This window comes from Verrucosispora sioxanthis (assembly GCF_010560025.1).
Taxonomy (GTDB): domain Bacteria; phylum Actinomycetota; class Actinomycetes; order Mycobacteriales; family Micromonosporaceae; genus Micromonospora; species Micromonospora palythoicola.
Genome location: NZ_SAIY01000012.1, coordinates 170,890 through 183,295, shown reverse-complemented (window position 1 = coordinate 183,295; position 12,406 = coordinate 170,890). Strand labels below are relative to the sequence as shown.

General features: G+C 72.3%; 14 protein-coding genes, 1 pseudogene and 1 riboswitch. Of the genes and pseudogenes, 6 read left to right on the top strand and 9 right to left on the bottom strand.

The features are described 5' to 3' along the window. Positions 1-36: 36 nt before the first annotated feature. Both ENC19_RS27105 and def read left to right on the top strand, forming a co-directional pair. Positions 37-1,271: pseudogene (locus ENC19_RS27105) on the top strand (chorismate-binding protein). Between the two features lie 10 nt (positions 1,272-1,281). Further along, positions 1,282-1,788 carry a peptide deformylase gene (def, locus tag ENC19_RS27100; RefSeq protein ID WP_164449889.1) on the top strand — a complete coding sequence of 169 codons (507 nt, stop codon included), beginning with the start codon at positions 1,282-1,284 and terminating at the stop codon, positions 1,786-1,788. Here def and ENC19_RS27095 read toward each other — a convergent pair. Then, the gene (locus ENC19_RS27095) at positions 1,741-2,577 is read right to left on the bottom strand and encodes a GNAT family N-acetyltransferase (protein WP_164449888.1); all 837 of its coding nucleotides are present in this window, start codon (positions 2,575-2,577) and stop codon (positions 1,741-1,743) included. The genes def and ENC19_RS27095 overlap by 48 nt on opposite strands. Positions 2,578-2,610: 33 nt before the next feature. After that, a complete protein-coding gene (locus tag ENC19_RS27090) occupies positions 2,611-3,390 on the bottom strand; it encodes a sulfite exporter TauE/SafE family protein (protein WP_408058116.1) in 780 nt (259 codons plus the stop codon). Between the two features lie 177 nt (positions 3,391-3,567). On the opposite strand from ENC19_RS27090, the gene ENC19_RS27085 reads away from it, so the two are divergent. Next, positions 3,568-4,356 carry an endonuclease/exonuclease/phosphatase family protein gene (locus ENC19_RS27085; protein ID WP_164449887.1) on the top strand — a complete coding sequence of 263 codons (789 nt, stop codon included), beginning with the start codon at positions 3,568-3,570 and terminating at the stop codon, positions 4,354-4,356. Positions 4,357-4,439: 83 nt separating this feature from the next. Here ENC19_RS27085 and ENC19_RS27080 read toward each other — a convergent pair whose 3' ends face one another. Together ENC19_RS27080 and ENC19_RS27075 are read right to left on the bottom strand one after the other, a co-directional pair. Beyond that, on the bottom strand, positions 4,440-5,378 hold the full coding sequence (locus ENC19_RS27080; RefSeq protein WP_164449886.1) for a bifunctional 5,10-methylenetetrahydrofolate dehydrogenase/5,10-methenyltetrahydrofolate cyclohydrolase: 939 nt from the start codon (positions 5,376-5,378) through the stop codon (positions 4,440-4,442). A 26-nt stretch (positions 5,379-5,404) separates the two neighbouring features. Beyond that, a riboswitch (ZMP/ZTP riboswitch) is annotated at positions 5,405-5,488 on the bottom strand. A gap of 63 nt (positions 5,489-5,551) precedes the next feature. Then, a complete protein-coding gene (locus ENC19_RS27075; RefSeq protein ID WP_164449885.1) occupies positions 5,552-6,550 on the bottom strand; it encodes a tyrosine-type recombinase/integrase in 999 nt (332 codons plus the stop codon). Between the two features lie 116 nt (positions 6,551-6,666). Between ENC19_RS27075 and ENC19_RS27070 the strand changes: the two genes are divergently transcribed. Beyond that, on the top strand, positions 6,667-7,227 hold the full coding sequence (locus tag ENC19_RS27070; protein WP_164449884.1) for a cysteine hydrolase family protein: 561 nt from the start codon (positions 6,667-6,669) through the stop codon (positions 7,225-7,227). A 203-nt stretch (positions 7,228-7,430) separates the two neighbouring features. On the opposite strand, the gene ENC19_RS27065 is transcribed toward ENC19_RS27070, so the two are convergent. Continuing rightward, positions 7,431-8,021 (bottom strand): GNAT family N-acetyltransferase, encoded by a 591-nt coding sequence (locus ENC19_RS27065; protein ID WP_164449883.1) that lies wholly within the window; start codon positions 8,019-8,021, stop codon positions 7,431-7,433. Between the two features lie 2 nt (positions 8,022-8,023). Continuing rightward, entirely contained in the window at positions 8,024-8,752 is a 729-nt protein-coding gene (locus ENC19_RS27060) for an SDR family oxidoreductase (RefSeq protein WP_164449882.1), read from the bottom strand. A 141-nt stretch (positions 8,753-8,893) separates the two neighbouring features. Here ENC19_RS27060 and ENC19_RS27055 point away from each other — a divergent pair, with 141 nt between their 5' ends. Then, entirely contained in the window at positions 8,894-9,355 is a 462-nt protein-coding gene (locus ENC19_RS27055; RefSeq protein WP_309246016.1) for a peroxiredoxin, read from the top strand. 72 nt (positions 9,356-9,427) lie between these two features. Then, the gene (locus ENC19_RS27050) at positions 9,428-10,159 is read left to right on the top strand and encodes a hypothetical protein (protein WP_164449881.1); all 732 of its coding nucleotides are present in this window, start codon (positions 9,428-9,430) and stop codon (positions 10,157-10,159) included. Positions 10,160-10,221: 62 nt separating this feature from the next. On the opposite strand, the gene ENC19_RS27045 is transcribed toward ENC19_RS27050, so the two are convergent. From ENC19_RS27045 to ENC19_RS27035, 3 genes are read right to left on the bottom strand one after another with little or no spacing between them, the layout of a single operon-like run. Continuing rightward, positions 10,222-11,388, bottom strand: coding sequence for a GNAT family N-acetyltransferase (locus ENC19_RS27045; RefSeq protein WP_164449880.1), 1,167 nt, complete (start codon positions 11,386-11,388; stop codon positions 10,222-10,224). A 52-nt stretch (positions 11,389-11,440) separates the two neighbouring features. Further along, on the bottom strand, positions 11,441-11,908 hold the full coding sequence (locus ENC19_RS27040; protein ID WP_164449879.1) for an OsmC family protein: 468 nt from the start codon (positions 11,906-11,908) through the stop codon (positions 11,441-11,443). A gap of 2 nt (positions 11,909-11,910) precedes the next feature. After that, positions 11,911-12,369: a MarR family winged helix-turn-helix transcriptional regulator gene (locus ENC19_RS27035; RefSeq protein WP_164449878.1), complete on the bottom strand. Its 459-nt coding sequence runs from the start codon at positions 12,367-12,369 to the stop codon at positions 11,911-11,913. Positions 12,370-12,406: the final 37 nt, after the last annotated feature.

Genomic DNA, 12,406 nt, shown 5'->3' with positions numbered 1-12,406 from the left:
CCAAGCGGAAGCGCGCCGCATCGACCGGATGTCCGCGTGGTGCGCGGGAAATCCGCTGAACGGATGAGCATGAACCGCCCAGACGTCGTGGAAGCGCTCCCACGGATGGCTGTCGATCCGCCCGCGGTTCCCGCGTCCTGCCGCGGCCGGCTCGTCGAACGGGCCCGCTGGCAGTGGCGCCCCGCCGACGGCGGCGACCCGGCCGCGTACGCCGAACAGTTCCTCGCCGAGCACGGCCTGCACCTGCACAACCTGGCCCGCCCGGCACGCCACCACCACCGGCACGGCGTCTGCGGGGCCGCCCTCTACGTGTCCGCCGCCGCCGCAGCCCTGCTGACCGGCGGCGCACCCGCGCACCCAACCCCGCCGACCTGCCCGAGGTGGCCGTCGTCGTCTACGGCCACACCGAGGCGGCCCTGACGCGGCCCGACCCGCCGACGTCATGGTGGCGCGGCGCCTGGACCGAGAGTTGGAGCCCACGCCAGCACGCCGAGGCGGTCACCGCGATCCGCGAGGCCATCGGCCGAGGCGAGGTCTACCAGGTCAACCTCGTCGGACACGCCAGCGCCCCCACACCGGCGACCCGATCCCCGCCCTGGCCCGCCTCGGCCGGCTGCCCGGAGCCCGCTACGGCGGCGTCCTCACCGGCCCCGGCTGGGCCATCGGCTGCGCCAGCCCGGAAACCCTCGTCGAGGTCCACGGCGGCACCCTCACCACCCGACCCATCAAAGGCACCCGACCGGCCACCACCGCCGGCCGCGTCGACCTGCTCACCTCCGCCAAGGAACGCGCCGAACACATCATGATCGTCGACCTGGAACGCAACGACCTGGCCCGCGTCGCCCGCACCGGCAGCGTCCGCGTCGACGAACTGTTCGCCGTACGCCGCTGGTGCGACCTGTGGCAGGCCGAATCCACCGTCCGCGCCGAGGTCGCCGACGGACTCGGCCTGGCCGACCTGCTACGCGCCGTCTGCCCCGGCGGCTCGGTCACCGGCGCCCCGAAACTCGCCGCCCTCGACCACATCGCCGCCCTCGAACCCGTCGGCCGCGGCGCCGCCACTGGGCGCCCTCGGCTGGATCGGCCCCGACCACATCGACCTCGGCCTGACCATCCGCACCGCCGCCGTCGACGCCACCGCCGTACACGTCTGGGCCGGCGGCGGCATCACCTGGGACAGCGACCCCGCCGCCGAGGTCGCCGAAGCCGCCGCCAAGACCGCCCCGGTACGCGCCGCCCTCCGACGCCCACCTGACGCCACCGCCGGATAACCTTGCCGACATGACGATGCGGGACATCCGAATCATCGGCGACCCGGTGCTGCGCACCCCCAGCGAACCGGTCACCAGCTTCGACACCGAACTACGTGCGCTGGTCACCGACCTGATGGACACCCTGCTCGGCGCACCCGGCCGCGCCGGCGTCGCCGCACCCCAGATCGGCGTCAACGTTCAGGTCTTCGTCTACGACGCCGACGGCCACCGCGGCCACATGGTCAACCCGACGCTGGAGCTGTCCGACGAACTCCACGACGACGACGAGGGCTGCCTGTCCATCCCCGGGCTGTACTTCCCGACCCCCCGCGCGCTGCACGCCACCGCCCACGGCTACGACCAGCACGGCGAACCCCTCACCATCGCCGGCAGCGGCTTCCTCGCCCGAGCCCTGCAACACGAGACCGACCACCTCGCCGGCCGCCTCTACGTCGACACCCTGCGCGGTGAAACCCGCCGCCGCGCCCTACGCGAGATCCGCGCCGGCCGCTTCGACTCCTCCCGCCGCGGCTGAACCAGCCATCCGCGACTCGTTACGCGCCACGAGCGTGAACTCGCCGTAGTCGGCCACCCGGGTGAACCCCAACCGCTCGTACAACCGCACCGCCACCGGATTGCCCGCCGCCACGTTCAACGTCACATGGTCTACCTCGGCGGCCAACAGCCCACACAGGCGAGCCACCACCGCCCCCGCCAACCCCCGGCCCCGCCAGCCGGGCCGGGTCGTCACGTTACCCACCGCCGCCACCCGGTGCGCCGCGGAGACGACATGCACCCCTGCCACCGCCACCAGCAGCCCACCGTCACGAATGCCCACGTACCGGCCGGTGTCCACCATCCGCGGATCGAACCAGTTACCCGGGTAGGCCGCCGCGTACAACTCGTGCAACCGGGGCAGGTCCGCCCGACCCAGCACCTCACCGGCCGGCGTGACCGCCGCCAACCGCCCCCGGTCTGTCAACGCCATCTTCAGATGCGGCCCCGCCGCGGTGACCCGGAACGCGCCACCCAACACCGACTCCAGGCCGGGGGACAGGTGCGCGTACAACCGCGCCGGCAGCACCGGCGCCACCTCACCCAGCAACGCCGCCACCGCACCGACCTGCGCCGGCCGCGCGAACGCCAGCAGCGTCGGCGGCACCGCACCGTGATACAGCAGCACCACCGACTCGCCACGCCGAAACCACGACGTGTACGGCCAGAAGAAGTCGTCCAGATCACCCAACTGATAGGCGTGCAACACCGGATCCCGGCTCAGCAGACCCGCCAACACGGCCCGGTCGTGTTCCGCACGCACCACCACCCGCCGATGATCACACGCACCGCGCCGGCACCCTCACCCGGCCACCCACTGGTCGTAACCCAACCTCGCCACCAACGCCAGCACCACCACCAGCAGCACCACCCGCACGAACCCGGAACCACGCCGCAACGCCATCCGCGCGCCCACCGACGCCCCCGCGATGTTGCACACCGCCATCGCCGCACCCATCAGCCACCACACATGCCCGGTCACCGCGAACACCGCCAGGGCACCGGCGTTCGTACCCGCGTTGACCACCTTCGCCATCGCCGAACCGTGCACGAAATCCGCACCCACCAGCGCGGTGAACGCCAGCACCAGAAACGTGCCCGTACCCGGACCGATCAACCCGTCATAGGCGGCGATGCCCACCCCGGCCACCAGCACCGCCACCACCACCCGCACCCGGGTCCGCCGCTGCGGCACCGCCAGCACCCCCAGCGAGGGACGCAGGACCACGAACAGCGCCACCGACACCAGCACCACGAGCACCACCGGCCGGTACGCCGACGGCGGCACCGCCCCGGCCAACGCCGCACCCAGGCCCGCGCACACCACCGCCAACGCCGCCGCCGGCCCCGCCACCACCCAGTCGATCTTCGTACGGCGGGCGTACGTCACCGCCGCCGTCGACGTGCCGGCGATCGCCGCCAACTTGTTCGTCCCCAACGCCGTCGCCGGTGGCAGCCCCGGAGCCGCCACCAGCAACGCCGGCAACAGCAGCAGCCCACCACCACCCACCACGGCGTCCACCCAGCCCGCCAGGGCGGCGGCGGTCAGCAGCGTCACCACGGTCGCCGGGTCCACCTCCACGAGCCGCCATTCTTCCCACTGCCGGCCACCCCACACCGCCGGCTGTGGCCAGCCTCACCGGCCCCGACGACGCCGTACCCAGATCCCCACCCCACCAATCGCCACAAACACCAGCATCGAACAGCACAACGCCCGCAGCATCGGGCAACTCTCCCACGCCGTCGCTAAGGTGACAGCGTGCGCCTGGCCACGTTCAACCTGCTGCACGGACGGTCCCTCGCCGACGGCCTGGTCGACCCGGCCCGGCTGACCGCCGCCGTCGCCGCCCTCGACGCCGACGTCCTGGCCCTGCAGGAGGTCGACCGCGACCAGTCCCGCAGCGGCCACCTCGACCTCACCGCCATCGCCGCCCAGGCCATCGGCGCACCCGAGCACCGCTTCGCCGCCGCCGTCGTCGGCACCCCCGGCGAGGCGTTCCGCCCCCTCACCCACGACGACGACGGCCACGGCGAACCCTGCTACGGCGTCGGCCTGATCTCCCGCCACCCGGTCACCAGCTGGCGGGTCACCCGACTGCACCCCGCCCCGGTACGCTCCCCGGTCTACGTGCCCGGCCCGGGCGGCGGCCTCATCCTGCTCCGCGACGAACCCCGCGTCGTGCTCGCCGCCGTGCTGGACACCCCACACGGCCCGCTCACCGTCGCCGCCACCCACCTGTCCTTCGTCGCCGGCTGGAACGTCCGCCAACTCCGCCAGGTCATCCGCGCCCTGCGCGCCCTGCCCGCCCCCCGCATCCTGCTCGGCGACCTGAACCTGCCCGCCTGGGCCACCCGCGCCGTCTCCGGCTGGCACCTGCTGGCCCGCCGACCCACCTACCCGGCCGCACAACCCCGCGTCCAGCTCGACCACATCCTCGCCGACCGGCACGGCTTCGACCAGCTACCCCCGGTCGCGGCCGTCCGCACCCCGCTGTCGACCATCTCCGACCACCGCCCCTTGGTCGTCGACCTCGGCACCCACCCCTGACCGCCGCCGCGCAGCACGCCTCGCGCGTCGGACACAGCAACATCAGGGTTGTTGCGGTGTCCGTGCCATCGGAGGCGGCAACATCAGGGTTGTTGCTGCCTCCTGAACTCGGGGTGCGGCAGGCGGAACAGTGCACGACCGTCGCACTGCGGATGCGCCGCCAGGTCAGCCGCCGAACGGGCCGCCCGCAGCGCGTTGCGGAACAGCATCGCCACCGTCACCGGACCCACCCCACCGACCCTCGGCGTGATCGCTCCTGCCACCCGCGCACACGACTCGTCCACATCCGGCAGCAACCGGCGCCCCGCGTACCGCACCCCAGCACCGACCACCACCGCACCCGGACGCACATGCTCCGGCCGCACGATGCCCGGCACTCCGGCCGCCGCCACCAGGATCTCCGCCCGACGCGTATACCGAGGCCAGTCCGCCACCCCGGTGTGCACCACCGTCACCGCCGCATTCGCCGTCGACCGCTTCTGCGCCAGCAGCATCGCCAACGGCCGCCCCAACGTCGCCCCACGACCCAGGATCACCACCTCACGGCCGGCCACCGGCACCCCGTGGTGGGCCAACAACGCCTCGATCGCCGCCGGCGTGCACGGCAGCGGCCCCGGCAACCCCAACGCCAGCCGCCCCATGTTCACCGGATGCATCCCGTCCACGTCCGAATCCGGGTCGAGGGTCTGCAACGCCCGGTCGTAATCCAGACCGCCGGGTACGGGGTACTGCACCAACACCCCGTGCACCCCCGGATCGGAGTTGAACTCCGCCAGCACCGCGTGCACGTCGGCCTGCGACGCCGTCGCCGCCAACCGCACGTGCGGCGACGCGAAGCCCAGCTCCGCCGCCTGCCGCTGCTTAATCCGGATGTAGCCGGCACTGGCCTCGTCGTCACCCACGAGCACCGTTGCCAACGCCGGGGTCATCCCCGCCGTCCGCAGCTCCGACACGCCTTCGGCCACCTGAACCAAGATCGCCTGTGCCACCGGCGCGCCCGGCAGCAGCCGTGCGTTCGTCATCGTCGTCGACATAGCTCACCTCGCCCGTGGCGGGCCCAGGCGGACGACCCCCACGACGAGCTTCCCGATGGTCTATCCCATCCCTGATGCCGCCAGTCGCGTCCCCGCCACCCTGCCATACCACCGGCCACGTCATCACCCCGACACGGCCACCGGACAGCACCGGCGCCAGATCAGTCAGGAGGCGAGAACAGCCCCGCCAACGCCCGGTACGTACGGTTGGCCCGTACGGCCTCCCGCTGCTGGCCCGACGTCACCTCGATGTACGTCTGCGACGACGCCAACGACGCGTGCCCCAGCAAACGCATGATCTCGGCAGCCCCGGCACCGTCCTCGGCCAACCGGGTGGCGAACGTGTGCCGCAGCGCGTGCAACCGCGCTCCACGCGGCACCCGGTCACCGATCCCGGCCCGCCGGTAACAGGACTCCACCAGGTACTGAAGACCACCCCGGCGCAGCGGCTCGCCCTGCCGGTCCACCAGCAGCGGCGACACCTGGCGCACCGTACGGGAGCCGAAGCGGCGGGCACGGCTGTCGAGGTAGTTCGCCAGCACCGCGTCCAGATCCGGCTCGACCGGCAGCACCCGGGGACGCCCACCCTTGCCGGTCACCTCGATGCGTCGCTCACCGGGGCGACCACCGAGCGAACCGACCCGCAACGCCAGCAACTCCGACAGCCGCAGCCCCGCGCACAGGGCCAGCGCCAGCACCGCCACGTCCCGCTCCGGCCACGGATCCCGCTGCCGGCCCTCGGCCCGCGCCGCCGAGGCGAGCAGGTGTTCGGGTGTGCCCTCACCGCGCAGCGGTTTCGGCGTCGGCAGGGGAGTACGGGGACGCCCCACGGCCGGCATCGGATTGCCGGGCACCACCTGCTCGGCGACCAGGAAGCAGAAGAAACCGTTCCAGGTGGACCAGGCCCGACCGACGGAACTGGCCGCCCGGCCGGCGGCGAACCGGGCGAACGCGGCCCGCATCAGCCTGGGGGAGAGCGCGTCGACCGGCAGGTCGGCCAGGGGGAGGGGAGGGGTGGACAGCTCTGCGGCGAGCGCGGCCACAGCGGTCAGATCCCGCCGGTAGGCGGCCTGGGTGTGGGGGGAGGGCTTGCGGGTGGCCCGGGCGGTCAGGAACTCCTCGATCAGTGCCACCACCGATCCGTCCGGTTTGTCATGCATAAGGGATATTATGCATGATATTCGCATTCCGTGCGCCTCCGAGGGGAGGGGAGCGTTTCTGTCGGTGGGCGGGTCTACGGTGCGCGCACCGACCCCACTGGCAACGGAGGCGCACCATGACGACCCTGCCCGAGCGGCCCAACACGGCCCTGCTCGTCATCGACGTGCAGAACGGGGTGGTGGCGGGCAGCCACAACCGCGACGGCGTCATCGCCAACATCAACACTCTGCTGGGCAGGGCCCGCGCCGAGGGTGTGCCGGTCGTCTGGGTGCAGCATTCCGACGAGAGCCTTCCACAGGGCAGCGATGCCTGGCAGTACGTGCCCGAGTTGGTCCGCGAGGACACCGAGCCGCTGGTGCACAAGCGCTACGGCGACTCGTTCGAGGACACCGAGCTGGAGACGGTGCTCGCCGAGCGTGGCGTGGGCCGGCTGATCGTCACGGGCGCGCAGACCGACGCCTGCATCCGGTCGACCCTGCACGGCGCGCTCGTCCGGGGGTACGACACGACGCTCGTGGGTGACGCGCACACCACCGAGGACCTGACCGCCTACGGCGCGCCGCCGCCGGAGCAGGTCGTCGCCCACACCAACCTCTACTGGGGCTTCCAGAAGGCACCCGGTCGTCAGGGCGGCACCGTCGAGACCGCGGAGGTCAGCTTCGGCTCGACCGACTGACCGTCCGCGCCTCGCGGGGTCCAGCCGGCAGGGGCGTAGGGTACTTCACTCAACTTTACATAATGTGCATTATCGAATGTCGCTTCAGGAGTCAGTGGGCAGTGGCTCGCGACGTCACCCAAGAGCGCCTGTTGCCGACACTGCCCCGAGGACGAGTGCTGCCCGCTCGGGTGCCGTTGTTGGGCGCTGGATGGTTCGGTCGCTTACCGCGGGCGGTGAGCGACCGGTGGGTCGATGCGCAGCCGGGCGTGGCGGTGGGTGTCGTGCCAGCCGTCGGCGTGGTGGCCTTCGCGGCGGGCGGTCCCCTCGGCCGGGTAGCCGGCACGTCGGGCGACGACGCAGGAAGCGGGGTTGGCCGTCGAGTGGTTGAGTTCGAGACGGTGCAGTCCGGTGTCGAACGACCAGGTGGTGAGGGCGGTGAGGGCGCGCACTGCGACTCGCCGGCCGCGAGCGTACGGCAGGACCCAGTACGAAACCTCGGCGATGCCGTCGGCGAGGTCGAGCCGGCGCAGGCTGATCTGGCCGAGGACGCCGGTGCTGTCGGTGACGGCCCAGCCGGCTCCGCTCTCGGCCTGCCAACGTTGTGGCCAGGAGACGAGCCAGGCGTGGGCCTCCTCGTCGGTCATGGTGCGGCAGTGCCAGCGTTGGATGGCGGGGTCGGCGTAGCCGGCGAGGACGGCAGGTCGGTCGCCGGGTTGCCAGGGACGCAGACGCAGTCCGTCGCCGTCGATGGTGGGTTGCCGGTGGCAGTGCAGGCTGCCGGGCGGCAGGGCCGGTGGCACGAGCGCAGGCACTGTCAGAGGCCGCCGCCGACGCGGAGGATGGTGCCGGTGGTGTAGGAGGCGTCGGGGCTGAGCAGCCAGGCGATGGCGGCGGCGACCTCGTCGGGTTCGCCGGGGCGGCCGAGTGGGATGCGGCTGGCGGCGCGCTCGGGTCGGTCGGGTTGGCCGGACAGCGCGTGGATTTCGGTGCGGATGATGCCGGGGGCGACGGCGTTGACGCGGATGCCCCGGGGGGCGAGCTCCTTGGCCAGGCCGATGGTGAGGGTGTCGGTGGCGGCTTTGACGGCGGCGTAGTGGACGTACTCCCCTGGGCTGCCGAGGGTGGCGGCGACGGAGGAGAGGTTGACGATGGCGGCGCCGTCGCCCATGCGGCGGGCGGCCTGTTGGGCGCAGAGGACGTAGCCGATGAGGTTGACGTCGACGACGCGGCGCAGGTCGTCGGGGTCGAGGTCGGTGAAGGGCCCGATCGGGCTGGTGATGCCGGCGTTGTTGACCAGGCCGGTGAGGGTGCCGAGGTCGGCTGCGGCGTCGAACAGGGCGGTGACCTGGTCGGGGTCGCGGGTGTCGGCGGGTACGGCGATGGCGCGTACGCCGGTGGCGCGCAGGTCGGCCACGACGGTGTCGGCGGCGGTGTGGTTTCGGCGGTAGCCGAGGGCGATGTGGTGGCCGGTGTGGGCGAGGCGGCGGGCGGTGGCGGCGCCGATGCCGCGGCTGCCGCCGGTGATGATGGTGACGTTGGTCAATGGACCTCTCCCCTGCCCCGAGCCGGTGTCGGGGACGTTACCGGCGTGGTCACGGTGGCGGGTAGCGCGGTGTGGTGGAGCGCACGGCCGGTGGTGGGTGATGGCATACGCTCGCGGCGACCGTGTCGGTGGGGAGGGCCTGTGGCGGGTGTGGCTGTCGGTGATCTGGTCGACGATTTCGAATTGCCGGACGAGACGGGTCGGCCGCGGCGGTTGACGGAGTTCTTGGCGGCGGGGCCGGTGGTGTTGTTCTTCTATCCGGCGGCGATGACGCGGGGGTGCACGGCGGAGAGTTGTCACTTCCGGGATCTGGCGACGGAGTTCGCGGCGGTGGGTGCGCAGCGGGTGGGCATCAGTCGGGATTCGGTGCGGCGTCAGGCGGAGTTCTCGCGGCTGCACGGGTTCGACTATCCGTTGTTGTCGGATGCGGACGGTGTGGTGGCGGATCGGTTCGGGGTGCGGCGGCGGCTGCCGTTGGGTTCGTTGAGTACGCGGCGGATGACGTTCGTGATCGGGGTCGATCGGCGGGTCGTCGAGGTGGTGCACAGCGAGTTGGGCATGCACGAGCATGCCGATCGGGCGTTGCGGGCGTTGGGGGGCTGATCTTCGTGTTGTCGCTGGCGGCTGGTATCAAGGCAGGCGGCTGAACACGTGTACGAGGAATGAGGTTGGGCGATGGGTGCCGCTGGTCAGGGTTTGTCCGAGGACGAGGTACGCGGCATCCGGGAGGCGTTGGCCGCGGGCCGTAAGCCGAAGGTGGTGTTCACGGCGGCGGCGGGTCAGGTCGCCGGTCAGCTGGGTCAGGTGGTGGAGTTGACCGATCCGGCGGAGTCCGACGAGTTCGTGGTGGTGCGGTTCGGGCGCGACGAGTTGCCCTTCTCCCCCGCCGATGTGGCGGTGGCGCCGCGGGGTGCGGGTCGGCGGCCGGCGGAGCCGAAGGTGGAGTCGGCGCCGGTCGAGCCGGCGGCGGTGGCGCCGGAGTTCGTGTTGGACCGGGCACCGCAGCAGCGCCGTGAGGAGCAGCCGGGTCGTGAGGAGCAGTCGGGTCGGGAGGAGCCGAGGGTGGACGAGACGGTGGGGTCGAAGGTGGAGGCGAAGCCGGCTCGGCGGGCGGTGAAGGCGACGAAGCCGAAGGGGCCGGCGGGTCTGACGGTCACGTTGGCCTATGCCGAGGGCGAGTGGACGGTCGCGGCGCAGCAGGGTGGGAAGGTGTTGGCCAAGCCGTACGTGCTCAAGCCGGCGGAGGCGCTGCGGATGGTGGCGTTGGTGGACGTGCCGGGGGTGCACGAGGCGGTGGAGCAGATCCTGGCGGCGGAGCGGTCGGAGGCGGAGCGGCAGGCGGAGAAGTTGCGGGCGGAGTTGGCGGAGATCGAGGCCCGGTTGGCGGAGTTGCGCGAGGCGGGCTGAGGTTTCGATCCGACCGGTGGCCCGGTCCGGCATCCCCTGCCGGGCCGGGCCACCGGCGTCTGTCAGAAGTAGTCGATGAGGTGGGCGGTGGGTCCGGCGGCGAGCAGGTCCAGGGCGCTCGGGTCGGGTGTGGTGTGGTGCAGCAGTCCGGTTTCGGCGAGGGTGCGGGCGGTGGCGGTGCCGGTGTAGAGGCGGGCGAAGCCGCGTACGGTCAGGTGCAGGTCGGCGTCGTCGGTGGTGTGGTGCAGGTCGGCGTGGCCGTCGGCGACGGTGAGTCGCCAGGTGCCGGTGTTCCAGTCGGCGAGGTCGTCGGTGAGGGTGAAGGTGACCTGGCCGTGGGTGTGGGTGGGCCAGCCGCGGGTCTGTACGGCGCGGACGACGTCGACGGGTCGGTGCATCCAGGCGTCGCGTTCGTGTTCGCGGGCGCGTTCCAGGGGCAGGTGGGTGCTGATGGTGTCGCCGGGTAGCGGGGCCAGGCGCAGGGTCGGGGTGACGCTGTGCCAGCTGGCGAGGACGCCGACGAGGGCGCGGGCGGCGTCGGCGGTGGTGGCGAGGATGTCTTCGACGGTGAGGACGGCGTCGGGGCCGTAGCCGCGGCCACGGTCCCAGCCGGCGTACCCGAGCAGGTGTCCGTCGTGTTCGACGAGGGTGAGCCCGTCGTAGGGCAGCTCGTCGGTGGCGGTGAACCGGGGGTGGGTGCGGGTGAGCAGGCCGTTGCGGTGGTGGGCGACGCGGCGGTGGAGCTCGGCGGTGGCGGGCAGGTCGGCGGTGGTGCCGGCGCGGACGGTCAGCCGTGGGTCGGGGCGGTGCCGGGGCAGGGTGGCGGTGGGCAGGTCGAGGGTGCGGAGCTGTCCGGTGATCTCCCAGCCGCAGGCGCGGTAGGGGGCGGCGGTGGTGGGGAACAGCGTGCTGACGGCGGCGCCGCGGTCGCGGGCGTTGCGGAGCAGGGTTTTCAGCAGGGCTCGGCCTACTCCGGTGCCGCGTGCCTCGGGGGTGACGGCGACGCCGGCGACGTCGGCGGCGGGTACGGCGTGTCCGGTCCACCACTGGTCGTCGTGCAGGTCGACGGCTTTGCCGATGAGGGTGCCGGTGGGGTCGAAGGCGCCGTAGAGGGTGCGGCCGGTGGGGTTCGGTGGTGGGGGTGGTTGCGGGTCGGAGCCGAAGGCGAGCCGGCCGAGCTGCCAGGCGTCGTTCAGGTCGTCGGGGGTGAGTTCACGCACGTCGGGCACGGGCCGACGATAGCGGTCGTGGTGGTGCGGTCGACCGCATTTTCCGGTGGGTTCAGGTGGTGGTGACGGGCTCGTGGCGGACCGGGAAGTTGACCGAGTTGGCGATGAAGCAGGTGTGGTGGGCGTCGTCGTGCAGGGCGGTGGCGATGTCGGTGGTGGTGGGGTCGGCGACGGTGACCCGGGGTCGCAGGGTGACCTCGGTGAAGTGGCCGTTGCCGGTGTTGTCGGTGGTCATGGTGCCGGTGGCGTGGTCGACGTAGTCGGTGACGACGATGCCGTTGTCGGCGCACAGGTGCAGGTAGGCGAGCATGTGGCACTGGGACAGGGCGGCCAGGAGGAGTTGTTCGGGGTTCCAGCGGGTCCGGTTGCCGTGGAAGGTGGGGTCGGAGCTGCCGGGAATGGGTGGGCGGCCGTCGGTGGTGATGTCGTGGTCGCGTCGGTAGTCGCGGTAGCCGCTGGTGCCGGTGCCGAGGTTGCCGGTCCAGGTGACGGTGGTGGCGTAGTGGTGGGTGCGGGGCATGCTCAGCCTTTCGGTTCGTTGTGGTGGGTGAGCAGGAGGTCGAGTAGGCGGACGAGTTCGCGGCGGTCGGTGGGGTCCAGTGGTGCGAGCAGGGTGTCCTGGGCGGTGTCGAGGGCGTGTTGCAGGGTGGTGAGTTCGCGTCGGCCGGCGGGTGTGATGTGGACGATGTTGCGGCGCCGGTCGGTGGGGTCGGGTTGGCGGCGTACGAGGTGGCGGTCGGCGAGGTCGTTGAGGGTGGCGACGATGTCGCTGCGGTCGATGCCGCTGTGCCGGCCGAGGTCGGCCTGGCTGGCGGGGCCGGTTTCGGCGAGGGTCGCCAGCAGTCGGTAGTGGTAGCCGCGGGCGTGGTGGGCGCCGAGTGCGGTGGTGACGAGGCGCGCGGCGTGGGTGGCGGTCTGGGTGAGCAGCCAGCTGGGGGTGGTGCGTAGTCGGCCGGGGGTGGGGGCGCTGGGGTGCTCCATGGGGGTGACTGTACGCGATTTCGTTGGCGGCACCCAC